This window comes from Campylobacter portucalensis, from assembly GCF_009690845.1.
Lineage (GTDB): Bacteria > Campylobacterota > Campylobacteria > Campylobacterales > Campylobacteraceae > Campylobacter_B > Campylobacter_B portucalensis.
This window is the reverse complement of record NZ_VWSJ01000002.1, coordinates 24,549-48,866: the sequence shown is the minus strand read 5'-3', so window position 1 is coordinate 48,866 and position 24,318 is coordinate 24,549. Positions and strand designations below refer to the sequence as shown.

Here is a 24,318-nt window from a genome sequence, read left to right as displayed (position 1 = left end):
AAAATTTTATCCATATTTAAATAATAATGATTTTCAAATGATATTAAGTTTAAATTTAGGTTATTTTTGCATAATTACATCGCAAAAGGAAAAAAAATGGTAACAAAAGATTTTTTAATTAGTATTTTATCACATTGTTCGATAATTCACCATACTCATGGGCGTTTAAGAGTTAGGGTTTCTAGTAAAATAAAAGATGAGTTAAAAAAGATTAATAATGTAGAAAAAGTTGATTTAAACAAACTAAATCAAATGCTTCAAGAGATAAAAGGCATTAAAAATTTTAAATTTAACTCACTACTTGGCTTTATTACTATAGAATATGATAAAAATGAATATAGTAAGGAATTTTGGATCGATATAATTGAAAATAAAAAAGTCGAAAATTTCATATCTAAAATAGATGAAAAAATGAAAGAGGTTTTATGAAAGAGTTACAAATAGCATTAAACTATGAAAATGAAGGGATTTTGCTTTACAGTGAGCTTTTTAATAAATTTGGTTGTGAAATTTTTAATCAAATTTTAGAAATCAAAAAGTCTGGTTTAAATTTATTACAAAATTTCAAAACAGATGAAAGTTTAGATGAAATTGCACCACAAAATTTAATATCCTTAAAAGATGGAATTATACTTGCTTTAACTTATGAAAATAAAGCATCATTTATTTACGATGATATTACAAATTCCGTAACAGACAATGCTTTAAGAGATATATTTTTCAGACTTTGGGCAACATCTGAAAATGAGTATAAAAAAGCGTTAAATTTAGAGCTTTCAAAATGCGAAGATGTCTTAAAACAAGATTTTTTTGGTATTGAAAATTTAAAACAATTTGGTTTAAATTTAGATGTAAATTCTATCAAAGAATTGAGTAAAATTTTAAAAAAACTTAAAAATGGTAAAGCATCTCAAAATGAAATTCAATCATTTCTAAATCATCCATATTTTTCTTTTTTGTTGGGTGCTGGAGTTGGAGCGTTGGGCGGAATTTTTATAAATGAAATTCTCAAAGAAAAAATATAAATTTAGATTAAAGGAGATATTATGGCACTTCCATTTATAGCTGGTTTGGCTGTTGGTTCATTGGCAGTAGTTGCTTTTAAAAATAGAGACAAAATCGAAGATTTTTTTTATCAAAGCATTGAAAAAGGTAAAGATATAGCACAAAATTTAAAAGATAATTGTTGCACAAATACATGTGATGAAAATATCAATTCATCAACAAAAAATATCGATAAAGGATAATAATATGTTAAATTTACAAATATCAAATACAAGGCTTCCTGCTGATCATTTTATTAGTGGTGCTTTGATTGGCGGTATTACAGCTGGTGCTATTGAAATTCAAAACAAAAACACCACAAAAACACAAATTGCAAAAAATATTGCAAAATATTCATTAAAGAGTGCAATCGCAACCTCGCTTGCAATTAGTGCATCAAATAAAATCGTGCAAAAAAACTATCTCAAAGCTAGTTTTGACATAGCTCTTGGAATTGGTTTTATAATTGCTTTAGAAAATATTTTTAAACAAAAGGAGATAAAATGAAAAATCCATACATTCAACAAAATCAAGAAAAAATACAACATAATTTATCAAATTCTCAAAATAGCGGAATTTTAGGATCTTTATTGCCTAATAGCTTTAACTCTGCTAGTTTTTTTCAAGGTGCAGTTATTGGAGCAGTTGGTGCATATCTTTTAACAAACGAAAAAGCTCAACAAACACTATTTAAATCAATCCTTAAAATCAATCAATTAATTCAAGCTGGAAGTGAAGAGATAAAAGAGAGATTTGAAGATGCAAAAGCAGAGCTTGAAGAAAATGAGTTTTAAAATAGTTCATCAAACTAAAAATCGCGTTAGATTTTTGCATAATGGATTAAAACGCAATACTGATGAAAGAAATTTAGAAAATGAAATCTCAAATTTAGATGGAGTTTTTGGAGTTAGGGTTAATAAAATTTCTCAATGCATTGTTTTGAAATTCAATGGAAATTTAGATGAAATTTTGGAAAAAATTTCTAAAATTTCACTAACTACAAAACAACAAAATTCTATCAGCAAGAAAAATATAGCCATTGCTGGTATTTCTTGCTTGATAACTCCATTTTTAACAAAATCAAAAGCTTTGGTTAGTATATCTTCATCATTTCCTGTCCTAAGAGAGGGATTTTATGAGCTTTTAAAACAAGGTCTTACATCAAAAGTCTTAGAAGCTCTTGCAATTACAATATCTCTTTTTAGAAAAGATTATTTAGCAGCCAATAGTACAAATTTAATGCTAAGTATAGGCGAATATATGGAAGAAAGCACTATCCATAAAAGCGATGATTTAATCAAGGAATTAGCTAAGCCTAATATCAAAGAAGCTTGGGTCGAAATAATAGAAAACGAAAAAAAAGTTCTTAAAAAAATAAGTGCTAATGATATTAAAAAAGGTGATATTGTAGTAGTTGGGGCTGGAGAGAGTATTGCTATTGATGGATATATAGTTGAAGGTAGTGCTAGTATAAATCAAGTATCTATGACAGGAGAGGCAGGCTCTATTATAAAAGAACGCGGGCAACACGTAATGAGTGGAACTGTTGTTGAAGAAGGAAAGATTAAAATTTGGACAGAATTTTCAGGAGAAAATACAAGCACGCAACGTATAAAAAAATATATCCAAAATTCTCTTAATGAAAAGTCTCAAATAGGATTAAAAGCCACAAAACTTGCTGATAAATTAGTTCCTTTAACTCTAAGTTTAGCAGGCATTTCATATCTTATAAACAAAAACACAACAAGTGTAGCATCGGTTTTGCAAGCTGATTATTCTTGTGCTTTAAAACTTCCAACACCAGTTGCTTTTAAAAGTAGCATTTCAAAAGCAGGAAAAGCAGGAATTTTAATAAAAGGTGCTAAATCTATTGAAGCTTTAGCAAAAAGCGATGTTTTTGTTTTTGATAAAACTGGCACTTTAACAAATGGGGTTTTAAGGGTTCAAGATGTTATTAGCTTTGATGAATTTTGGGATAAAGAGAGTCTTTTAAATTTAGCCGCTAGCGTTGAAGAACATTATTTCCATCCAATAGCAGAAGCTGTTGTGGATGCTGCAAAGAAGCTAGGTTTTGAACATATGCACCACGATGAGGTTGAATTTATAGTAGCTCATGGCATAAAAACACACTATAATAAAAAAGAGGTATTAATTGGCAGTAGGCACTTTTTAGAAGATGATGAAAAAGTTTCATTTCAGGAAAATACTCAAGAAATTCAAAGTGCTTTAAATACGGGGTGTGCTGTGCTTTATATAGCTTATGATAAAAAATTACTTGGCATTATCACGTTAAAAGACGAGATAAGATCAAATGCAAAAGCTACCATTAAAAAACTAAAAAATCTTGGCGTAAAAGAGATTGTGATGCTTACAGGAGATATTAAGGATAAGGCTGCAAAAGTAGCAAAAGATTTGGGTATAGATAATTTTTATGCTGAGCTTTTACCAACTGATAAAGCAAAGATTATAGAAAATTTAATAAATAGCGGCAAAAATATTACTTTTTGTGGCGATGGAATAAATGATGCACCATCTTTAGTTAAAGCAAATGTAGGTATAAGTATGCAAAGAGGTGCTGATATAGCAAAAGTTACGGCTGATATTAGCTTGTTGAAAGATGATTTTTATGCAGTTGCAACGACAAAAGAGCTAGCAAACAAAACCATGAATTTAATAAATAAAAATTTTAAAATCACGGTTTTAATTAACTCATTAATTTTATTTGGTGCAACTATCGGTCGTCTAAGCCCTGCAATTACTGCAGTTTTACACAATGGAACTACAATTGGGCTTTTACTAAATTCAATAAAAGGTATAAATTTAAGCAAGAAATCAGAGTAAATTTAATACAATAGCATCTATCATAATTGAGGATTTTATATGCCATTTGTTTTAATAAATTCTGTTTTATTAGTGATTACAGGAGTGATGATTTATGAAGCTAGTTCAAATGCAAAAAGAAAATTTAGCAAAAGAAAAAAAGACGAAATTTCTTGATATAACAACTCAAAAAGAGATAGCAAAGCTTGGAATGACTATCTCTATGGGGCTTGTTGTTTTGAGTGCTTTTAACACAAAAAGTAAATTTGGTAAAAATTTACACATAATCTCAGGTGCTGCGTTGGTAGGATTTTCTTACTATCACACTAAACTTTACACAAAAAATAACACAAATAAGGAGTAAATTTGATAAAATTTTAAATTTATTTTAATAATCTAATTCTAAAATTGAACTTTCAAGACCCTTTCGTCTAGTGGCTCAGGACATTGCATTCTCAGTGCAAAAACGGCGGTTCAAATCCTCCAAGGGTCGCCATTTAAGACTTTTTTATATAAATTTATTATTTTTTAAATTCTCAACATTAGTATAAAATTAAGTTAAATTTTAAGTTAATTTCATTAAAATTACTGATAATAATTTTAAAAATTGAAAGTATATTTAAGATATTTTATAAATTTTTAAAAAGCTTGCAGAAAAATAGAGTTTGTTTTATGATTGGAAGTTTATATATTTGTAGCTAAACTTTATTATCTTAAATTTATAGTCTATTTTCTAATAAAATTACAAATTTAACGGAGGGAAAATTATGAATAAAATATCATTATTATTTTTAATAACAATATATAGTTTAAGTTATGCGGGGAGCGACGTAATCTTAGAAGATGTAAATGTTAATGCAAATTTAAACGATATAAATTTTAAAAATGGCATTATAAAAAGCAGTGCTTTTAATAGCTCTTTAACTTACACAAGAGAGTATTTAGACAATACAAATGCTGGCGATGGCACAATTTCAGATATCATAAAAAGAAACCCAAATGCTAGGGTTAGTAGAGGTGAGAGAACTTCTCAAAACTCAGGCGAGATAATCCAACAAAATATCTCAATAAACGGTGCTGAAGTTTATCAAAACAACTTCTTGCTTGATGGAGTAAATATAAACAACGATATTAATCCAAAAGGTGGTGTTTTATCAACTGGAAGTGTGGCAAATATAACACCATTTTTAACAAATCCATCCCAAGGCATAGGCGTTGATACCAATCTACTTGAAAGCATTGAGGTTATGGATAGCTCAGTTTCAGCTAAATATGGAAATTTCCAAGGCGGAGTTGTAAGGGCTAAAACAAGAGATCCAAGATATAGATTTAATGGAAAAGTAAGCTTTAGGCATACTTCTGATAGTTTGCAAAAATTTCATATCAACAAAAATAGACAAGATGATTTTGACTACGCTACAAATTCAAATTTTCAGCCTGATTTTAAGAAATTTAAAACAAGCATTATACTTGATGGATATGTAATTGAAAATTTTGGACTTCTTATGAACTATAATAGAACAAAATCTGAAATTTTGCAAAGAATGTATAGTAAAGATTACGATGATAAATCAAAACTAAATGAAAAAAGAGAGCTAAAAAGAGAAAATGAAAATTTCTTTTTAAAAGGAATTTACTTTGCAAATGATAATTTAATCATTAGACCAAGTATAATGTATGCACCTTATGAAGCAACTTATTATAGTATAGGTGGTGAAAATGCAAAAGCCGAAATTCAAGGCGGAGGACTAACAACTGCACTAAATATAGAATATAAATTTAATCTAGGAAAATTAACTCAAAACCTAAGCTATACAAAATCTGAGATGTCAAGAAACACTAATACAAATAAAATGCTTGTTTGGTATAAGACACAAAATCGTCTCGGATTTACACCCAGTAGAACTACAACTGTTATAGAAGGAGTGGGTGGAGATGTAGAACAAAAGCAAGATAAATTTAACTACAGTCTTGATATGGAGTTTAATGAGTTTGATTTAGGATTTACAACTCATAAATTTATTACCGGATTTAGTTTTGAAAAAACAGATGCTAAGTATGACATAACAAAGCCTTATTATCACGCAGTTGTTGCTAAAAATTTAGGTAGTTTTACTTGCAATAAAAATGATATATTTTGCTTAAACGAGCCTGTCATACCCACTAAAAAAATCAAAGGTTGGAATGGTCAGTATTTTGATGAATATAATTATTACTCAGGTAAAACTAAGGCTGATTTAAAATATTTTAGCTTTTATTTAGAAGATAGTATTGAGATTGAAAGATTTACTTTTAGACCTGGAGTTAGGATAGATAAAAATGACTATATGGGAGATTTAAATATTGCTCCTAGAATAAATGCAAATTTAGATCTTTTTAATGATGATAAAACAAATATTTTTGGTGGATATAATAGATACTATGGAAGAAGCATTTTTGCATATAAATTAAAAGAAAATAGACAATCCCTAAGAAGCACGTATAAAAGAGCAAATCCAAACTCACCGTGGATATATGATAGCACTAGGGCTAATAACTATAAATTTACAGATCTAGATGTTCCTTATGATGATGAGTTTGCATTAGGACTATCTCAAAAATTTAGGAATTTCCAATTAAATGCAAAATATTTAAGAAGAAAAGGAAGAGATTTAATTAGACAAATGACTAATCAAGCAGCCGGACTTCCTGCTGGCGATGGTGTAAATTTAGCAAGGAATTATAATATCTATACAAACAATGGAAGAAGTAATTCAAATATCTATACTATAAGTTTAAAAACTTTAAGCCCATTTGAGATAGCTAGCATAAAAAATAGCTTTGAGATATCTTATAACTATATAGATACAAATAGAAATTTTAATACCTATGATGATATCTATGATTTAGGGTATGAAAGAGCAAGTAGAGTTGCATATAAAGGAAATATAATCCACAAAAGCGAACTTCCTGATAACGATAACGATACTCCTTGGACTGTAACTTTATCAACCATAACTCAAATTCCTCTTATAAATTTAACTTGGTCAAATTTCTTTACTCTTCAAGGTGGTTTTAAAGCAACTGTAGCTGATGGCAGAGTTGATATTGGGGGAAGAAGATATATAAATTATATAGATAAAGATTTTGATGAAACATTTGTTTGGGACTCAAGAGTTGTTTTAGATATACCAACTGCTAAAAATCAAAAAGCTTACGTTTCGCTTGATATAAATAATGTTTTAAATGAAAAAAATGTAGTAATGCTTGATAAAGGCTATGAAAAATATGACAATGGGCGTCAGTTTTGGTTAGAATTTGGATATAAATGGTAACTTGGAGATAAAATGGAGTTTTTAAGCAAATATATTGATTTAATGATTTTTGGAACGCTTGGATTTATGGGGTTTATAATTATTACTTTAAGCATAGAAAGAATTATATTTTTTATGACTTTTGATATGAATAGATATAAGACTTTGCAAGATTTAGAAATAGATCTAACTAGAAATTTAACAGGTATTGGGGCAATTGGAGCAAATACCCCTTATGTTGGATTACTAGGAACTGTTATAGGCATAATTATAGTTTTTTATGATATGGGTTTGAGTGGGGATTTTAATACAGCAACTATATATGGCAGGTCTTTCAACTGCACTTTATGTAACAGCATTTGGGCTTTTAGTGGCTATACCTACGCTTTATAGTTTTTTTATAAGATTGGCTCAAAAAAACGTAACTATATATGAAAGAGATAATGAGTTATGAAAATAGAAAATGATTTTAAGCTCAATGTCGTTCCTTTGATAGATGTTATGCTTGTTTTGCTTGCTATAGTTTTATGTGCGGCAAGCTTTATAGAGTATGGCAAAATCGATATGACTCTACCTAAAAGTGGCGAAAGTAGCGATGACTTTCCTAAGCAAAGAGTTGAAATTTCACTTTATGATGATGGAAGTATTAAATTTGATGATATGGTGGTTGATTTAGAAACTTTAAAGCTAAATTTACAAGACTTAAATAAAGAAACTCCACTTATTTTTAAAGGAGATGAAAAGGCTCATTTTAAAAGTTTTGTTGAGATCGTTCAGCTTCTAAAAAAACATAATCTATCAAATTTTCTCATTATGACTGAGATAAAGAATGAATAAAGATACAAAAAGGCTTTTAATCTCTTTAGCTATCTCTATATCGCTTCACACTTTTGCACTAGGGATATACTATGCCATAACTAATAGCAAAGATGATGAGATAAATTTTGGAGATGAAGCGATGATGGGTGGGGCTTTTAGCTTAGTTTTTGTTCAAATAGCCTCCACTCAGACAAATACCGAATTAAGTGCTAGACAAGATTTAATAGATAAACAAATTTCAGATATAGATAGTATAGAATCAAATGATGATATGCCTAAAATAGTAGAAGATGTTGAAGCAGTAGAAGAAAATATTATAGATGAGGTTGTAGAGCTGATCGAGCCTATTCCTGAAATAGATGAGAGTATAGTAGAGAAAAAAACTCCCCTAAAAGAGCCCATAAAAGAGGTTAAAAAACAACCTAAAAAGAAAAAAGTTGAGAAAAAACCTATCAAAAAGCCCTGTAAGGATTGCAACGTAGCAAGCGTAAAAAGTAGTGCCTCAACTAAAGCCTCAACCGTAGTTGGCTTAAACGATGCAAATATAGCAGGTGGAAATTTAGCAAGTGGAATAAGTGGCTCTAGCGGTGGATTAAATTTAAACGGACTTATCTATCAAGCTATTTTAAAGCACAAAACATACCCAGATAGAGCAAAGAAAATGAGAGCAGAAGGTAGAGTAATAATTACTTTTCAATTAAGAAATAAAAATAGCTTTGAAATTTTAAAAATAAAGCAAAGTTCAGGGATAAAAATACTTGATGAGCACGCCTTAAAAATCATAGATAAAGCAAAAATTGATTTTCCATCTGAAGCAATTGGAAAAAGTATAACTGTGCCTATAAATTTTAACTTAAAGGAGTAAAATGAACGCAGTAGAGTGTATAAATTTAACTCACTATTTTGGAAAAAAAAAATCTATGAAAACCTAAATTTCACTTTAAAAAAGGGAAAAGTTGTAGGGCTTTTAGGCAAAAACGGAGTAGGAAAAAGCACAACGATAAATATCTTGATGGGAAATTTAGCCCCAACTAGTGGAAAATGCTTAATTTATGGCGAAGATAGTTCAAATTTAAGTGCTAAAACTAAAGCAAAAATCGGGCTTTTATATGAAGGACATATCACATATGATTATTTAAAAATCAAAGATTTATATCAAATTTATGCTAAGCAGTATAAAAAAACCTTTAAAAAAGAGAGATTTTTTGAGCTTTTTTCAAAACTTGGTGTTGATATGAGTCAAAAAATTTCTAGTCTATCTTGTGGGCAAAGATCTCAAGTCGTTTTAGGGCTAATTTTTGCAAGTAGCCCTGAACTTTTGATTTTAGATGATTATTCGCTTGGGCTTGATACTGGATATAGAAGGCTTTTTATTGACTATTTAAAAGAGTATTTAAAAAGTGGAGAAAAAAGCGTCTTAATGACAACTCATATCGTAAATGACCTTGACACGCTTCTTGATGAGATAATTATAATGCAAAAAAATAAGCCCCCTTTAAGTATGGATTATAAAGAATTTAGAGATAAATTTAAAGGCTATGCTTTAGAAAAAAGTACAAATTTAACCAGCATAAAAGGCATAACAAGTAGCCTTGAATTTGATAATAGACTTGAAATTTATGGTTTTATAGACAGCCCTCCATCAAATTCAAAAGAGTTAAATTTAAGTTTTGAAGATGCATTTTTAGGATATACAGGACGGTATTAATGATAAAAAAAGAGTTTTATAAATTTAAAGAGATTTATTTTGTATTTATAGGGATAATAGCTTGTTTTTTACTCTACATAGCTTTTGGGCTTGATAGCTTTGTTAAACAAAATGATGCAGTTATGCTAAATTTAAGCTTTTTGTATGAAAAAGGCTTTAGCTTTAATAGGCTTGATGATTTTAATCTCATCTTTGCTTTAGTTATAGGCATTTTGGTTTTTTCAAAAGAAAGGATAAACGGACGCTTAAGATTAAGCCTACATTTTCCAAATTCTACTTTTAAAAATATCTCTTATATAGTATTTATCGGACTTCTTTTTGTTTGTTTTGCATATTTTTTAGAGTTTGTTTTTTTAAATTTAATACTGTCAAATTTTTATCATAAAGAGTTTATAAGCATTATAAATTTATCACTTTTACAAAACTTTTATTTTGGAACTATTTTATATATTTTAGCAGGAGGAATTATAATAAATCCTATAAAAAAGCAAGTTATTTTAAATTTAGTAATTAGCTTAGCATTTTTATATTTATATTTTGAAATTTTACCTGATATTTATAAAAGCTTTTATCACAATGAGTTTGGATTTTTTTATATGAGTATAGCTTTGATTTATGCGATTTGTTCGTTAGTAGAAGCGTTTTATAACTATAAAAAAGGATATATAAAATGAAAATTAGTTATATTAAATTTATTAAAGCCATTATAATAGCCCTAATTTTAGCTATTTTTTTACCTAGAATTATTGATACAATTTTTGCTCAAAAAAGCCATAAAGCAAATGTCTATTACTCTGAAATTTATGATGAATTTATAGTTCAAACTCATAATCCAAATTTAAAAAAATCTTTTTATCTTAAAAATGGTGATGAAAATTTAACTCTTGATGAGTATTTAGAAGCACTTCCATTTAATCACTATAATTATCTAATCTCAAAAAACAAATTTCCATTTTTAGAGTGGGCAAATAGCGACAAAATCAAAAAGCACTCTCAAAGATTTAGTTTAAAACCAGAAATTTATAATCAAAAAAAATTGCCCGTTTTTACAATATTTGAATCAAATCCTAAATATCTAAAACTAGGTTATAATAAATTTGCTTTAAGTGGCGATGGAGATAAATTAATTTTTACAGATTTAACCACATTAAAAATTGATGAAAATCTCTCAACTATTTTCACAAAAGCCTTAAAAGAAAAAGACTTTATTTTTCCTATAAAAAATCACTATTCAAATCCTATAACCAAAAAACCTTTTGATGAGGGAGTTTTTCTAAAAGACTCTAAAGATGAAATTTATCATCTAAAAATGATAAACTCACATCCTTTTGTTAGAAAAACTAGATTAAAAGATATAGATTTTATCTTAGTTGATGAAAAAATCCAGCGTGAGTTTTACGGGCTAGCTATAACTAAAGATAATAAAATAAACTTAATTAGCTATGATGATTATAAGCTTATAAATTTGCCTTTTGCTTCTTATAATCCTAAAAAAGATAGCTTTAAACTATCCATCACTCCACTAAGCAAAAGCATCTCTATAAGTAGTGAAGATAAAATCTATTCATATCATCTTGATGATGAGTTTAAGCCTATAAAAAGCTTTGTTTATGAGATAAATCAAAACAAAAAAGCTAAATTTATAAAAGATTTATTTTTACCTTTTGAGTTAATTTTAGATAGCTCTTATGCTTATAAATTTAAATTTGCAAATTTTAGCCTCTTTGGTTTTATTTTAAATATCATACTTTTTGGGGTTATGTTTTATTTTTTGAAAGATAAAAATATTAAATTTAAAAGCTGAGTTTTGGAATTTATGGCTTTGATTTTATTGCTAAATATTTAAAATTTATTTAAAATTACACAAAAATTTAAAGATATGGTATTTAAACTGTAAATTTAAATACCATTTTGCTTTAAAATGCATATTCAAAAGTAAATTTGAAATTTCTTCCTGGCTCATAAAATCTCTCAATGCCCTCACCCGTTCTTTGATCTATTAAGTTGCTTGTTCCAAACTGCCTAATTGACCTAGCCGAACTCCAAGTTAAATATTTTTTATCAGTTATATTATAAGCTCCAAAAGTCAAAGTTAAATTTTCAAGTGGTTTTGCAAAAGCTAACAAATCTACAACATTATAACTACCACTTCTATGCCTTAACTGTTTAGTGTGATTAATTCCAGCACTTCCTCCATGCTCCCAGTACATATCATAAGTATCTTTGGCCTTTTTTTGACTAACGCTAGTTAGAAAAACATCAAAGCCATATCTTTTGTTAGGGCTAACATAACCTATTCCATAGACAAATTTCTTTGGATCTATTGCATTTATAGGAAGTTTTTCGCCATTTTCGTTTTCAAATCTACCCTTTTGATGAGTATGTTTAAAATTTAGAGAAAAACCTGCTAGCACATTAGTTATTTGACCTAAATTTAGTCTTGCATCTATCTCGTATCCATCAACTTTAGCTTTTTTTCTATTCACATTTTGATATCTATAAAAGTCAAGTCTTTGAACACCTCCTACTATTTGGAAATTTTGAGCACCCATATACTTTAAATCTATAAAATTCGTATAATTTTGCTTAAAAGCACTAAAAGATAAATACCCTAAATCATTATGAAAAATAACGGCCATCTCTTTTGTTTTAGCAATTTCTGTTTCTAAATTCCAATTTGGCGAAATTGTAAAATCAGGATGTTTATATGTGAAATATAGTTCATCGCTAGTTGGATTACGAAATCCTTTTGAGTATTTGGCTGAAATTCTAAGAAAATCAAGTGGATCTAAATCAACTCCTAAAAGATAAGAGCCGTTGCTATAATTTTTAGGGCGTGAAAAATACTCTATATTTTTTTGTGCGTTTTCTTGTAGTTCTTTTTCATTGTGTTTTTTGTTCTCTTTTATTTTTTCATCTATCTCAGATCTTTTTTGCCAAGGCAAATCCCAATAATTAGCTCCGCCTGTAAAATGCTTTCTTTCTATTGGCTTTAAATTTGGTTGGATAAAGAGCCCTTTAACCATATCATCAGGAATTTTTGGAGATGATTTTGGATCATATTTTGGTTTATGTTTTGATTTGTCGTATCTATATGATAGATCAAATGCAAGCCAGTCATTTACTCTAACATAGTCACCTATATAAAAGGCACTTGTAGTAGTTTCAACAGGTATTAAAAACGAACTTGTCTCTTGAACAGGGCATGCATAGCCATTGAAGCCAACATCACATTTAATTCCCTTTCCATTTTGAATTTGTTGAAAAGGTTGAGCCCACCACTTAGCATCACTTCCATCATATCCACTTTTATTTACCATAGATTTATCTTCTTTTGAAATTAGTCCACCATATGATAAATCGTGCTCAGTGTTTAACACCTCAAAATATTTTTCAAAATCTAAATTAAATTGTTTTGTATCAGTGTTTAAATCTCTATCTTTCCACTGCCTATCTAAATACCCTGAATTTGTAGGCATAATAACTGCATAATTTTTAACATCCCAGTAATCAGGTCTAGACTTTACATCTAAGCTATCCCAATCATAAGCACCATAAATTTTTTTACTATTTTCATCAGTCTGTCTTAAATTTAATTTTATTATTTTTTTGTCTTTATAATTACCATAAGAGTCTATTACATCAACTTCTAAAGCATCGCAGTTAAATAGACTGCAATCAAACCACAACTTTTCTCCTATAAGTTGTTTGTAACTCCAATAATTTTTATCTTGTTCTTCTCCTTTGCTATTAATTAGTTTTTTATTTATGCCAGAGCCTTCAACCGTAAACCCTCCCCCATATTGATCTTTTATTTGTCCATTTTTTACTTGAATATTTGCAGGATTTTTTATATTTGAGCAGTTTTCCCCATCTTGACATTTTTCTTCGGTATAGGCTTTAGCTTTGATTTTTTGATTAGAAAATGTAAATTTCATAGAGTCATAAAAAAAGTTTTCATCATAGTTTTCAAAAGTAATTGAGTAGTTTTTTCTTTTTGATTTATCATCTGTATGTCTAAGACCATCTTGCGATTTGACAATTCCCGTATTGTGATTTGATGGAGTAAAAGAGTAAGAGTAGTCATGTCCTTTTGAATTTACATCATATATGTCAGCCAAAAAGACAATTCTATTGTTTCCATTTGGATTTATAGCAAATTTAACCAAAGTGCTATCTTTTGATATATCGTAAGGATCTGCTTTTTTTCTTCTTTTACCTGCAATTTCTGGATAGCTTTTATATCCATAATTTTTAATATTTTTTGAAAATCTTTTTGTTTTAACGGCTAAAAAATCAATCCACTTAAGCTTAAATGCAAAAGATGTCGATGTGAAAATTTCATTATTTTTATCCATATATCCAGCTTTTATACCAAAATGCCAATCTTTATCTATTAGATAATCCCTTGCATCTTTTGTCTCAAAAATAACTGATCCTCCTAGCCCTCCGCTTCCTGATTTTACTGAATTTGCTCCTTTTTGAATAGTAGCTTGCTTTAATGTTTCAATTTCAACGCTATTTCTAGTGTTATTGAAATTTCCATAACCTAAAAATATTTCATTAAACCCTTGAGATGAGATAGTTTCAGCCTGAGAAACTCCATCCACTAAAATGGCTACTCTATTTTCATCAACTCCTCTAATTGTATAGCCACTAGTTCCAAATCTACCACTTTCAACTACGCTAATTCCTGTTTCATACTTAACTAAATCTTTAATATCGCTAACTTGTTGTTTTGCTAATATTTTATCTGATTTTAATATTTTTCCTATTTTTTTATCCTTGATTTCTTCTTGATTTCCAAAAATTTCAACTCGATCGAGTTCATGATGAGGTTTAGCACTTAAGATATCAAAACTTAAAATACATAGATAAAAAATAGATTTTTTCATAATAATCCTTAATTATGGTAATGATTTTCAGTAATTATATTATAAATATATTAAAAACTAATTAAATTCATAGAATAATTGATTAAATACAAAATGGATATAAATTATATTTTATTATCTTTGGCGATCATACAATTGGATATTTGAAAATAGATTTTAAATAAATTCTACACTTCATATATTTTGCTTATCTATAGATCTATCTAATAAATATCTTTTTCTTTTAATATTTTTTTGCAAAGAGTTTATACTTAATCGCTTTTTAATTATATTTAAATCAATATTTTTTTATTTGTATTTGATAAAATCAAAATATTTAATCTTTGTATATTAATTTTTCATCTGCCTATTACTATTTTATAGAAAAAACAAGTAGCTTTATTTTTATTTACTATATTATCCTTTAAAATAGTTTTGCATTTAGTAAAATCTCATTTATTTTCAATAAAAATTCTTATTTTAAATATTTTTTTTTAAATATCATGTTTCATTTTCTGTAATTTTAAAACAATATTTAGCTAAATTTATACTTCTGTATAATCTGCTACGAAGCTCCTATATGTTTTTCATTTTATCTACTCAAATTTATATATTTTTTTGATGCATAAGATAAGCTCTATTCATTTACTATCAAATTTTTTAATTGCAAAAAAAGACTTTATGTATTTAATATTTTTCAGTCAATCATATTTCAATATAACCTAAATTCCATAATTTATAAGACAACTAAATCAATAAAGCCTTTAAAATAAAAAGACAAAAGGTATCTAAGGATAAAAAATAACATTCAAAAAGAGATTAAATTTTTAATTAGTAGAATTTTAAAATTTATAGGATTAAATTTAAACGTATTTTCTATTATTTCATCAACCAAACTATATTCGTTTCAAAATCCATAGGATTAAATTTAAACAGCAACCAAACATCTATATATTTGAAATTGCTACGATGTATTATAAAATAAATATCTTAATAATTGCTTAAAAAAACTATTTGCAGATTCAAAAACCTGAAAATTAGGGAATTTTATATTATTAAGTTTAGCTTTAAAGAGATTTTGTAAATAAATATTTAGTTAATTAACATATCCTTCATAAGGATAGTTTTCACAAATAAATTTCTTTATTTGATTTGCTTCTCGTCTAATTATTTGTCTATAAGTCAAAAAATTATTTTCAAATTTTACTTGCGTAGTAAGAGATTTTATCATTTTTATCTCTATTTTTTGAACCGCTTCGTTTGTAAATTTTATCCTGCCAGCATCTATTTGAAAATCTTTTGGAGTTATTTCGCCAGTATTTAGCATATTAAAAATCAAATTATCTCCTAAAATGGGCTTAAAAATTTCAGCCAAATCAAGATGTAAGCTAAGGGATCTATAGTTTGGCTCGTGCAAAAATGATATCCTTGGGTCAAGCTCAGTTTTATAAATTTCACTTAAACAAACATTATAAATTCTGGTATTGATGTAGCTTATAAAAGCGTTTATTTTATCTATTGGTGGGCGTTTTGAACGAGTTGTAAATTTAAAGCTTTTTTGATTTTTTATGATTTCGTTCCATTTTGTAAAGTATTCTTTTGCAAAAGCTCCTTCACAAGCCATAATTTGTGCTATATTTTTGGCATTTCTTAAAGCCTCGAGGTGTGTATTGCTTTGAAATTTAACACCCCTTTTTGTGCAATTATTTATAGAATTTATCATCCTGGCTTTTGTTATCTCCTTTGCAATTGCAACTCTTTTTATCTCATCGTCAAAAGTTCTTACTTGATTTAAAAGTACAAATCCACTTTTATTAACCGAATTTGGTGAGTTTGGATAGAAATTTCCGCGAAAACTTCCATAGTGACTAAATATATGAATCAAGATATTATTTGTGCTTAAAAATGCCATAGTGTAAGTATCAAGCTCAACTTTCCCAAGGATGTAGATTTCATTTATAGAATTTATTGGTATGATTTTTGTATTTAAAACAGTGCCATCTTCGGCGTATTTGTCAAAATATATATTATTATCTTTTCTATAAAGTTTACCGCTGTTTAATAAAAAATGTGTTCTGTCTGTCTTCATAAATCTCTTTCAACTAAAAAGTGGTTCATTTTTATCTATTCCTATAACTTCTCTTTTTGTGTAGCTTTGTTTAGCAAATTTATATATGACAATTGAGTCAAATTTAATGTGGATGAGTTTTTTGAGTTGAGAGGTTAGTTTTTTATAATCACTCTCTCTGATCTCGCCTTCATATACGCTAAATTGAACTCTTGAGATATATTTTTCTACAAGTTTTCTTACTTTATTTGCATTATTTTTTTCTTTTTCTTCGCTGTTTGAAATATCGTAAAATAAAATTATATACATTAAATTCTCTAAAAACAATAGTCATTATAAGCACAGCTTTTACAAAATTTGCTCTTAATCACTTTTGGTGGGATTTTGGTGCTTAAAAATTTACTCATCTCATTTAAAAGTTCGCCCATAAGTTTAAAATTTTCACTATCATCATCTACCTTTATGACTTTTTTACCGCTTATTATTTTTCCATAAATTTTCTTTAAATTTAGAGAATTTTTAAGGGTGTAAATATAAAAAAGAAGTTGCATTTTAGCAGCATTTTCATTTTTTAAAGTTTTTTTATACTCAGTGATTATGTAATGCCCTTTTTGTTTTGCAATTTTATCAAATTTAAGATTTGAATATGGAAAATCGTGCAAATTTTCCTTTAAATCAGCTAAAACTTTGCCCATTAAAATATTTTCATCATCTTGGCGTGCGTGAATTTTTCTAGAATACAGCCAAGCCTCTCTTTTGCAGGTTGCATAATAATTTACCAAAGTTCCTGTTATATTTTCTTGTGAAAAAGTCATGAAAACGCCTCTTCTTTGAAGTTGAATTTTAAAATTCCTACATTTTTATCATATTCTGGCGAACTATATGGTAAATAATAAATATCGCAAAATTTTACTTTTTCTAGACAAGTGCCAAAATTTTTAATATCATTTTGGCTTATGTTTACACCATATTTTATAATTTTTTTAATGATATTATTTCTAAAATCTTTGATTTTAAACTCATCGTTGTTTTTGTAGCTAAAAAAATCTTTCTCTAAATTCGAAATAAAATTAGACTCTGGCTCTATGATAATAAGTTTTTTATAGTTACTTTCTTTTATAATTTTATCAATTTCATTATTTATAGTTTCAAATTCAAGTTTTGCCATATTGTCATTAAGGCGTAATTTTTCTAAATTTATATGGATTTTTTTAAAGTATAAATTAGAAAATTCTAAAATTTCACTCTCTTTTATCTCTTCTTTTTGCTTTAAAATTTTAAAGATATTATCGCTTATCTTTTGTAAATCTCCATATATCAAAGATTCAAATTTACTAATACTATTAAAGACATATAAAATGCCATTTTCAAATTCCCCGCTCCTATTTATCCTGCCTGCTGTTTGTATGATAGAACTTATCGGGCTTGTTTCTCTAAAACCAACTTCAAAACTAAGATCAACTCCAGCCTCAATGGATTGTGTAGAAATTAGAAGTATTTTTTCATTTTTATTTTTAAGATGCTTTTTAATATCATCTATGATTTGTAATTTATGCTCATCAGTCATATATCCATTTATGGAGTATGTTTTAAACTCATCTTTAAATTTAAAGTAAAGTTCTTGAGCTTTTTTGATAGTATTTACAACAACAAGAGTATGTTTATCTTTGGCGGTTAGTTTTATTTTTTCTATGATTTCATCTTCATTTTTATCTAAATATTTTATTTTATATCTATTTTGATCTTTGAAATAGCTTAGGTTTGAGATTTCTTTAAATTTAGGACTATTGATAACTGGCATTGTTGCTGACATAAATATAAAAACAGAGTTTAATTTCTCTGAGATGATTTCACAAAGCTTGATAAAATCTTGTCTAAATTTATACGGTAAAGCCTGAGCTTCATCAACTATGATGACGCTATTTTTAAGGCTATGAAATTTGACATTATCTTTGTTTGAATTACCAAATATAGCGTAAATTAGCTGATACATTGTTGTGATATTTATATCGGCACTAAATGAGTTTAACATAAATTTAACTTTTGAATATCTATCGCTATCTAAATCTATACCTTCGTTTTTATCATCTTGAATTGTGGTTTTATGGTGGATTTTTTGCACTTCTAAATGAGGATAAATTTTTGAGATGATATCATAAGTTTGGTCGATTATAGATGTGAAAGGAAGAGAAAAAATAACTCTTTCTTTTTTAAATTTAAGAGCGAAATTTAGAGCAGTTAATGTTTTGCCATAACCTGTTGGGGCAGTCAGGATATATAAAGAGTGATTTTTATCAAAATTTGATAAAACAAATTGTCTAAAATCTTCTCTTTTTTTGTTTTTTGGTAGGTTTTTTATATATTCTTCAAGTGGTTTTAGTTGAATGGGCTTTGATGGAGTAAATTTAGAGCTAAAAATAGCTTCAAATTTATCATTAAAGATTAAATTTGAGTAAAGAGATTTAAAATCTATAAAATCATCATAACTAAATTTATGCTTAAATTCGGATAATAATAAATATCTTGATAATTTTTTAGCTTTTTCGTGTATATTATCAAATTTTATATCTTTAAATTCATTAAAATTTTTTGCATTTTTTATAACTTCATTTGCAAAGCTAAACTCAATGCCATTTTGGTAGCATTCACCAAAGTTTTTGTTTGGATCTTTTAAAGAATAAAAATCTTTTATATATGCGTGATGAGAAATTATTGCTAAAAATCCAAAAAGAGTATCTTTGTCATCAAAGTCGCTATTTGAAACAAAAAAGTATCCGCTTAGCAAAGAGTGATCTTTATTTTTTGCTTTTGATTTATCTCTTATATAAATTTGAAAATTATTTTTAAGTTTTGCAATATCGTGATAAATTTTAACCTGTTTTTCTAGTTTAGTATCATTTTCATAAATCATTCCTAGAATGTGATTTATGAATATTTTATTTGGATGAGATAGAAATTTATCAAACAAAATAGAGTCTTTCACCATTGATTTCATAAATTTCGCCACTATTTTTAGTAAGAAGTTTGCCTAAGTTTATTTCTATGATGAAGTTTTTAAACTTTTTAAAGATTCTACCATTTTCTACATCGCAAGGCATCGTATAGGATGTAAGTTTAGCGTTAAAATTATCCTTTTGAAAAATAAAATCTTTTTCTAAAACAAAGCTAGAAACATAAATTTCTTTATCTTCTATTTTATTAAAGCTTTTTATTTCTTTAAATTTAAAGTCAGCTATGCAAAAATTTATACCAAGATAAGGCGTATAGATGCTTTTATGTTCTTTTAAATTTTTATAAATTTTATCTTGAAAACATTTATCTAAATTTTCTAAATTTAGATAAATACTGTAGTTTGGTTGGCAAATTAGTTCTTTATAAAACTGCTTTTTTTCGCTAGCATCTTGGTATCCATCAGCTAATTTCATGCTTGAGTTAAGAGCCTCTTTTATGCCATTAAAAATCATAGTTTTCTTTTTTAGGGGCGAGTTTAACTTAACACTATATTTTAAATTTGCAAGCTCTCCATACTCTTTTAATCCTATTACAGCCCCCAAAAGCCCCATTATGGTCGTTTTTGGTGGCACTGGGTAGGTTAAAGATGAGTAAATCGTCGCAGGATGGCTAAAATGTGCATAATCTCCCCATAAATCAAAGGCTATTAACATCTATTTCTACCCAACTTTTATCAAATTCATCTTCGTTTAAATTTTTAAAGTTAAAATCGCTAATGAATTCAATTTTTTCTATATCATTTTTGTATAGTTTAAGTTTTTCTTTTAAATTTAAAAAATCGATTTTAAAATCTTTTATACTTCTGATTGCTTCATCTTCTTTTTGTGAATTTATTGAAACTAGATTGTTTAAATCTCCTGTAAAAGCATTGTTTTTATAAGATATGATTAGCAAAAATCTAGGTATTTGACCTATTTTTGTACGAGTTGTTAAATTTTTAGTTCCATTCCAAAGAGCTTTTAGAATTTTTTTAGCATCATCTTCGCTAAAGTTTGTATTTTTGGCATTATTGTTATCAAAAATTCCATAAGTTGCAAAAAATGCGTAGTCCAAAAAAGACTCTTCTCTAAGTGTTTTTGCATCTTTATCGTTTCCGCTTGCAAAAGCTCCGCTTCCTTTTATATGTTTAAGCGAAACTTTATGTAGAGATTTTGAGATCCTAAACTGAACTGGACCTGTAAAACTTACACTTTTTGTTTTAATCTCTTTCTCTTTTTTATCAGAAATTGGCAATACCCCGCCAAAAGCACGAATATCAATGAAATTTGATAAAATTGCTTTCATAATTTCATCTTTATTTGCTTTTTTTATATCTATATTTAGTTTAGTTTCTTCTATCATTGCTGTTTTTGCATCTAATATTTTTCCATTGTTATCTTCGTATATTTTTATAAAAATCTGATTTGGATCATCTTTAATCAACTCATCTCTTATAGTCCTTTTGATTCTAACATCAGTAGCTTCTGCTAAACCTGTTTCTTCATCCATTCTAGGAGCATTATCATTTAGCATATCTCCGTTTGGATTAAAATTTTCACCATCCCAAAGAAATAAAATCTCTTTTTTAAGCATCTTCTTCTCCTGTTTTTTCATTTTTATTTATATCTTTTATATATTTATTAAAATCACTTCCACCCATCGCAAAAGCTATCGTAATGTGTGAGCTTTTTACTATTTCACTGCTTGTTACGGTTTCTGGTAGTGTTTTTAAAAGCTTTTCTTTTATGGTATTGATAGTTTTATTCAAAGCACCAGAAGTAGCACAAATTTTTCTTATAGTTTCATCGCATTTTTTATAAATTTTTTCAAGATTTGATCTGTTTATAACTCCTATATTATTTAGCCAATTAGCATATGAGCTTTTTTTAGAAACTCCAAATTGCCAGTTTATTGTGGCTGCTGATAGCATACCAAGAAGATATGCACTTTTTAAATTCGGATTTTGCAAAAAGCTACTATTTGCCATTAGTGAATCTAGTTTTTTATCTAGTGATAAATTTTCCACATCTATATCCTTTCTTAAATTAAATTTTATTTTGCCTATATCATTAAAGAAATTTATATACTTTTCTATGCTTTCTATAGTTCTATTATTATAGAAGTTATTAAAATATTTATCCCATTTAACATTGTTAAAATAAGCTATATTATTACTACCAAAAACTATCAAATTTGATAGTTTGGTAAGCAATATATCTAATTTTATTCTTTTATCGGTAAGTAAAATTTGCATAATTTCTAAGTTATCATTAAAAAGCTTTTGCAAATAAATTATATCTTTGAGATCACTTTTAGAATTAAAAGCTTTTATTTTATATTTAGCAAGATTTTTTGCAATGTAGGTTATATAAGATGGTAAAACATCATCTATAGTTAAATATAAATTTACAGCAGCATTGTTTTTATTAAAAAATAAGATAGTTGCTAAAACAGGATAATCTTTTAAAGAAAGTCCGCTATTTTCTAGAGTTAAATCAATCATCTCTTCGCCATCTTTAATGCTATTTATATCGCCATTTGTAGTTTTTTCTAAAATTTCTAAAATCTTTTTTGAGATATTTTTGTCATTTGTTAAAAATGTTGGTAAAATGGCCATTTTTAGACCATAAAAATTATGAGATAGTTTTTTATCCATAGCGTCATAGCCGATTTTAACGATTTTTGCATTTTTTGGATTAAGCGGTAAAAGTCTAGGTTTTACATATTGTAAATTTTTTGGAAGTTCATTTACTGAACAAAATGCCAAATTTGCATCTCCGCCAATTCCTTTATCGTTTGATATCATATCATAACCATAAATATTTAAATTTTCAATTTTAGAAATATGGCTTAAATAGATATCTTTAAAATATGCAGAAATTGGTTTTTGTTTATAAGATAAAGCTAAATAAGTTGCTGTTTTTGTGTCTTTTTCTTCTTGCAGTTTTGAGATTTCATCTTTTTTATCTTTAAAAAATTCTTTGTCTATATTTTTTAATGTAGTTAAAATTTCATATTGATCACAACTTGCATCACTAAAATCATCGCTAAATTTTGATAATAAATTTTTGCAAGCAGTTAAAACACCTTTTATAAATTTGTCTAAATTTAAATGCGTTTTTTTATCAAAAAATTGATTTGGAAAAAGATTTCCTGAGTTTGAGCCAACACCAAAGCGAGTGATAATTAAGTCATCTTTTAAGATATTAAAGCTTGGAGTTATCTCTTTTGTTTCTATGTCAAAAAGATAAGTTTTGATATTATCATATTTGTAAGCATCATTTTTTATAGCTAATTCGTCGCTTTTATAGATACTTCCTATATTGTAAAAAGTTTTTATAATATCGCTCATTATTGCTTCCTTTTGTTATTTTGCAAATTATAGTAAAAAATAATTTTTTTGTCAAATTTTATATTAATATATAATGAAATGATTTTGACATAAAATATATCTTTTGATATAATTTTACTTTGCAAGGCGACCTTTTAGGTTTTGAAATTATTATTATATTATGAAAAGCCTTGCTAAACTTTTTCTACAAACCCGCATCCATAGCTCATCACGCCACTTCCAAGCCCAGTAGAAAGGGCTAAATTTATTAAGTTGTTATCTGCTTTTATATTCCAAACTCCAAGCCAAGCTTTCATATAATTTTTATTGTTTCCATAGTAAAATTTTTGAAATTTATCAAAATCTTGCCATAAAAGCTCTATCTTAACCTCATCATCGTAGGCTTTATTGTAAAAAGTTTCATATTTTTGAATTAAATTTTTTGTCATCATTTCAAGATGTCTTGAATCATTTGGCTCTAAATATACTTTTTTATCCAAAAGTCCTTTTATATTGCAAACAACGCATCCCTTTACATTTATATTTGTTTCATTTGTAGAGTGATCGCTTAAATTTATGATTGTATCAATTATATGAATTTCCCCAAGTTTTAAGCCATTTTTTAACAAATAAACTGCAACCATCTCTTCTAGTTCTTTTTCCAAAGCACTAAATTTGATGTGTAAAAGCCCATCTTTAAGAGTGAAACAAAAATTTGTTTTTTTAAAAATTTTGCCACTGTTATGAGTGTAGCCCAAATGCTCTTCTTGTGGTAAGATATAATAAAAATATCCTTGAATCAGCCTTGATAAACCTTTATAAATTTCTAAATTTTTTGATGGAATTTTGCTTTTAATTTCTAACATTTTTAATCCTTAGAGTAAAAGTATTTTTTTATTAAATCAATTGATGCTTATTATACAATATTAAATTAATAAAAAACTCAGTTTAGCAGCTAAATTTTATCCACAATCAAAAATTATTTTGCTAAGAATTTTCTAATAAATATGATACTTTAAACAATAATAAGTCTAATATTTTTATAAAATTAAGATTAATTTTGTTTATTATTTTTTTATTTCACACCCATCATAAAAGATTTATTTTATCGTAACTAAATAATTTATTTATAATTTAAGGCAAATAAAACGTTTTATATGCCAAAAATTCAATCACAATTTATCATTTAAATTATGATTATTAGCAACTAATATCTATTTTAGCATTTTTACATATAAAAAATCATCCAAAAGAATTATTTTTTTGGTGATTCGTTTCTAAAATTTGCAAGTACAAATCCTATAAAATGGATATTTATAAGGCTTTAGTGTTTGTTTTAACTACCCTAAATCTTCTATATCCAAAACCGT

At 27.1% G+C, this 24,318-nt stretch carries 24 protein-coding genes and 1 tRNA gene; 16 read left to right on the top strand and 9 right to left on the bottom strand.

Annotated elements, in window-relative coordinates; all coding sequences use genetic code 11:
• Nucleotides 1-96: 96 nt before the first annotated feature.
• The 16 genes from F1B92_RS01190 (at nucleotide 97) to F1B92_RS01120 (ending at nucleotide 11,488) form a co-directional block, all read left to right on the top strand.
• Nucleotides 97-429 carry a hypothetical protein gene (locus F1B92_RS01190; protein WP_154570090.1) on the top strand — a complete coding sequence of 111 codons (333 nt, stop codon included), beginning with the start codon at nucleotides 97-99 and terminating at the stop codon, nucleotides 427-429.
• A complete protein-coding gene (locus F1B92_RS01185; protein ID WP_154570089.1) occupies nucleotides 426-1,025 on the top strand; it encodes a hypothetical protein in 600 nt (199 codons plus the stop codon). The genes F1B92_RS01190 and F1B92_RS01185 overlap by 4 nt, the downstream gene beginning before the upstream one ends.
• A 21-nt stretch (nucleotides 1,026-1,046) precedes the next feature.
• On the top strand, nucleotides 1,047-1,247 hold the full coding sequence (locus F1B92_RS01180) for a hypothetical protein (protein ID WP_154570088.1): 201 nt from the start codon (nucleotides 1,047-1,049) through the stop codon (nucleotides 1,245-1,247).
• Between the two features lie 4 nt (nucleotides 1,248-1,251).
• On the top strand, nucleotides 1,252-1,551 hold the full coding sequence (locus F1B92_RS01175; protein ID WP_154570087.1) for a hypothetical protein: 300 nt from the start codon (nucleotides 1,252-1,254) through the stop codon (nucleotides 1,549-1,551).
• Nucleotides 1,548-1,838: a YtxH domain-containing protein gene (locus F1B92_RS01170; protein ID WP_154570086.1), complete on the top strand. Its 291-nt coding sequence runs from the start codon at nucleotides 1,548-1,550 to the stop codon at nucleotides 1,836-1,838. Before F1B92_RS01175 ends, F1B92_RS01170 begins: the two co-directional genes overlap by 4 nt.
• Nucleotides 1,828-3,885, top strand: a complete 2,058-nt coding sequence (locus F1B92_RS01165; RefSeq protein WP_229770858.1) for a heavy metal translocating P-type ATPase — start codon at nucleotides 1,828-1,830, stop codon at nucleotides 3,883-3,885. Before F1B92_RS01170 ends, F1B92_RS01165 begins: the two co-directional genes overlap by 11 nt.
• A 109-nt stretch (nucleotides 3,886-3,994) precedes the next feature.
• Nucleotides 3,995-4,228, top strand: coding sequence for a hypothetical protein (locus F1B92_RS01160; RefSeq protein ID WP_229770861.1), 234 nt, complete (start codon nucleotides 3,995-3,997; stop codon nucleotides 4,226-4,228).
• A gap of 56 nt (nucleotides 4,229-4,284) precedes the next feature.
• A tRNA-Glu gene (locus F1B92_RS01155) sits at nucleotides 4,285-4,360 on the top strand.
• A 271-nt stretch (nucleotides 4,361-4,631) separates the two neighbouring features.
• On the top strand, nucleotides 4,632-7,178 hold the full coding sequence (locus F1B92_RS01150) for a TonB-dependent receptor plug domain-containing protein (protein ID WP_154570083.1): 2,547 nt from the start codon (nucleotides 4,632-4,634) through the stop codon (nucleotides 7,176-7,178).
• Nucleotides 7,179-7,190: 12 nt separating this feature from the next.
• Nucleotides 7,191-7,550 carry a MotA/TolQ/ExbB proton channel family protein gene (locus F1B92_RS01145; RefSeq protein WP_326833056.1) on the top strand — a complete coding sequence of 120 codons (360 nt, stop codon included), beginning with the start codon at nucleotides 7,191-7,193 and terminating at the stop codon, nucleotides 7,548-7,550.
• Nucleotides 7,528-7,611, top strand: a complete 84-nt coding sequence (locus F1B92_RS09450; RefSeq protein WP_326833058.1) for a hypothetical protein — start codon at nucleotides 7,528-7,530, stop codon at nucleotides 7,609-7,611. The genes F1B92_RS01145 and F1B92_RS09450 overlap by 23 nt, the downstream gene beginning before the upstream one ends.
• Nucleotides 7,608-7,994, top strand: coding sequence for an ExbD/TolR family protein (locus F1B92_RS01140; protein WP_154570082.1), 387 nt, complete (start codon nucleotides 7,608-7,610; stop codon nucleotides 7,992-7,994). Before F1B92_RS09450 ends, F1B92_RS01140 begins: the two co-directional genes overlap by 4 nt.
• The gene (locus F1B92_RS01135; protein WP_154570081.1) at nucleotides 7,987-8,841 is read left to right on the top strand and encodes an energy transducer TonB; all 855 of its coding nucleotides are present in this window, start codon (nucleotides 7,987-7,989) and stop codon (nucleotides 8,839-8,841) included. Before F1B92_RS01140 ends, F1B92_RS01135 begins: the two co-directional genes overlap by 8 nt.
• Before the next feature lie 15 nt (nucleotides 8,842-8,856).
• Nucleotides 8,857-9,684 (top strand): ABC transporter ATP-binding protein, encoded by an 828-nt coding sequence (locus tag F1B92_RS01130; RefSeq protein WP_326833055.1) that lies wholly within the window; start codon nucleotides 8,857-8,859, stop codon nucleotides 9,682-9,684.
• Nucleotides 9,684-10,358 carry a hypothetical protein gene (locus F1B92_RS01125; protein WP_154570080.1) on the top strand — a complete coding sequence of 225 codons (675 nt, stop codon included), beginning with the start codon at nucleotides 9,684-9,686 and terminating at the stop codon, nucleotides 10,356-10,358. The genes F1B92_RS01130 and F1B92_RS01125 overlap by 1 nt, the downstream gene beginning before the upstream one ends.
• Nucleotides 10,355-11,488, top strand: coding sequence for a DUF4857 domain-containing protein (locus F1B92_RS01120; protein WP_154570079.1), 1,134 nt, complete (start codon nucleotides 10,355-10,357; stop codon nucleotides 11,486-11,488). Before F1B92_RS01125 ends, F1B92_RS01120 begins: the two co-directional genes overlap by 4 nt.
• 112 nt (nucleotides 11,489-11,600) lie before the next feature.
• Here the strand turns inward: F1B92_RS01120 and F1B92_RS01115 are convergent, their stop codons facing one another.
• The 9 genes from F1B92_RS01115 to F1B92_RS01075 form a co-directional block, all read right to left on the bottom strand.
• Nucleotides 11,601-14,579, bottom strand: coding sequence for a TonB-dependent hemoglobin/transferrin/lactoferrin family receptor (locus F1B92_RS01115; RefSeq protein WP_154570078.1), 2,979 nt, complete (start codon nucleotides 14,577-14,579; stop codon nucleotides 11,601-11,603).
• Nucleotides 14,580-15,654: 1,075 nt separating this feature from the next.
• Nucleotides 15,655-16,647 carry a CRISPR-associated endonuclease Cas1 gene (gene cas1 / locus F1B92_RS01110; protein ID WP_154570077.1) on the bottom strand — a complete coding sequence of 331 codons (993 nt, stop codon included), beginning with the start codon at nucleotides 16,645-16,647 and terminating at the stop codon, nucleotides 15,655-15,657.
• A 9-nt stretch (nucleotides 16,648-16,656) separates the two neighbouring features.
• Complete coding sequence (gene cas2 / locus F1B92_RS01105) at nucleotides 16,657-16,935, bottom strand: CRISPR-associated endonuclease Cas2 (protein WP_154570076.1); 279 nt, start codon at nucleotides 16,933-16,935, stop codon at nucleotides 16,657-16,659.
• 8 nt (nucleotides 16,936-16,943) lie between these two features.
• A complete protein-coding gene (locus F1B92_RS01100; RefSeq protein ID WP_154570075.1) occupies nucleotides 16,944-17,441 on the bottom strand; it encodes a Dna2/Cas4 domain-containing protein in 498 nt (165 codons plus the stop codon).
• A complete protein-coding gene (gene cas3, locus F1B92_RS01095; protein WP_229770857.1) occupies nucleotides 17,438-19,621 on the bottom strand; it encodes a CRISPR-associated helicase Cas3' in 2,184 nt (727 codons plus the stop codon). Before cas3 ends, F1B92_RS01100 begins: the two co-directional genes overlap by 4 nt.
• A complete protein-coding gene (gene cas5 / locus F1B92_RS01090) occupies nucleotides 19,587-20,291 on the bottom strand; it encodes a CRISPR-associated protein Cas5 (protein WP_154570074.1) in 705 nt (234 codons plus the stop codon). The genes cas3 and cas5 overlap by 35 nt, the downstream gene beginning before the upstream one ends.
• On the bottom strand, nucleotides 20,275-21,210 hold the full coding sequence (cas7b, locus tag F1B92_RS01085) for a type I-B CRISPR-associated protein Cas7/Csh2 (protein ID WP_154570073.1): 936 nt from the start codon (nucleotides 21,208-21,210) through the stop codon (nucleotides 20,275-20,277). The genes cas5 and cas7b overlap by 17 nt, the downstream gene beginning before the upstream one ends.
• The gene (locus tag F1B92_RS01080) at nucleotides 21,203-22,969 is read right to left on the bottom strand and encodes a TM1802 family CRISPR-associated protein (protein WP_154570072.1); all 1,767 of its coding nucleotides are present in this window, start codon (nucleotides 22,967-22,969) and stop codon (nucleotides 21,203-21,205) included. Before F1B92_RS01080 ends, cas7b begins: the two co-directional genes overlap by 8 nt.
• Nucleotides 22,970-23,142: 173 nt before the next feature.
• Nucleotides 23,143-23,814, bottom strand: a complete 672-nt coding sequence (locus F1B92_RS01075) for a CRISPR-associated endoribonuclease Cas6 (protein ID WP_154570071.1) — start codon at nucleotides 23,812-23,814, stop codon at nucleotides 23,143-23,145.
• Between the last annotated feature and the right edge of the window lie 504 nt (nucleotides 23,815-24,318).

Coding starts and splice junctions, on each gene's coding strand:
- F1B92_RS01175 (WP_154570087.1), top strand. CDS start 1,252: ATGTTAAATTTACAAATATCAAATACAAGGCTTCCTGCTGATCATTTT.
- cas5 (WP_154570074.1), bottom strand. CDS start 20,291: ATGTTAATAGCCTTTGATTTATGGGGAGATTATGCACATTTTAGCCAT.
- cas7b (WP_154570073.1), bottom strand. CDS start 21,210: ATGCTTAAAAAAGAGATTTTATTTCTTTGGGATGGTGAAAATTTTAAT.
- F1B92_RS01160 (WP_229770861.1), top strand. CDS start 3,995: ATGCAAAAAGAAAATTTAGCAAAAGAAAAAAAGACGAAATTTCTTGAT.
- F1B92_RS01080 (WP_154570072.1), bottom strand. CDS start 22,969: ATGAGCGATATTATAAAAACTTTTTACAATATAGGAAGTATCTATAAA.
- F1B92_RS01185 (WP_154570089.1), top strand. CDS start 426: ATGAAAGAGTTACAAATAGCATTAAACTATGAAAATGAAGGGATTTTG.
- F1B92_RS01075 (WP_154570071.1), bottom strand. CDS start 23,814: ATGTTAGAAATTAAAAGCAAAATTCCATCAAAAAATTTAGAAATTTAT.
- F1B92_RS01170 (WP_154570086.1), top strand. CDS start 1,548: ATGAAAAATCCATACATTCAACAAAATCAAGAAAAAATACAACATAAT.
- F1B92_RS01135 (WP_154570081.1), top strand. CDS start 7,987: ATGAATAAAGATACAAAAAGGCTTTTAATCTCTTTAGCTATCTCTATA.
- F1B92_RS01100 (WP_154570075.1), bottom strand. CDS start 17,441: ATGACTTTTTCACAAGAAAATATAACAGGAACTTTGGTAAATTATTAT.
- F1B92_RS01190 (WP_154570090.1), top strand. CDS start 97: ATGGTAACAAAAGATTTTTTAATTAGTATTTTATCACATTGTTCGATA.
- cas1 (WP_154570077.1), bottom strand. CDS start 16,647: ATGAAGACAGACAGAACACATTTTTTATTAAACAGCGGTAAACTTTAT.
- F1B92_RS01125 (WP_154570080.1), top strand. CDS start 9,684: ATGATAAAAAAAGAGTTTTATAAATTTAAAGAGATTTATTTTGTATTT.
- F1B92_RS01120 (WP_154570079.1), top strand. CDS start 10,355: ATGAAAATTAGTTATATTAAATTTATTAAAGCCATTATAATAGCCCTA.
- F1B92_RS01165 (WP_229770858.1), top strand. CDS start 1,828: ATGAGTTTTAAAATAGTTCATCAAACTAAAAATCGCGTTAGATTTTTG.
- F1B92_RS01150 (WP_154570083.1), top strand. CDS start 4,632: ATGAATAAAATATCATTATTATTTTTAATAACAATATATAGTTTAAGT.
- F1B92_RS01115 (WP_154570078.1), bottom strand. CDS start 14,579: ATGAAAAAATCTATTTTTTATCTATGTATTTTAAGTTTTGATATCTTA.
- cas3 (WP_229770857.1), bottom strand. CDS start 19,621: ATGAAATCAATGGTGAAAGACTCTATTTTGTTTGATAAATTTCTATCT.
- F1B92_RS01180 (WP_154570088.1), top strand. CDS start 1,047: ATGGCACTTCCATTTATAGCTGGTTTGGCTGTTGGTTCATTGGCAGTA.
- F1B92_RS01140 (WP_154570082.1), top strand. CDS start 7,608: ATGAAAATAGAAAATGATTTTAAGCTCAATGTCGTTCCTTTGATAGAT.
- F1B92_RS01145 (WP_326833056.1), top strand. CDS start 7,191: ATGGAGTTTTTAAGCAAATATATTGATTTAATGATTTTTGGAACGCTT.
- cas2 (WP_154570076.1), bottom strand. CDS start 16,935: ATGTATATAATTTTATTTTACGATATTTCAAACAGCGAAGAAAAAGAA.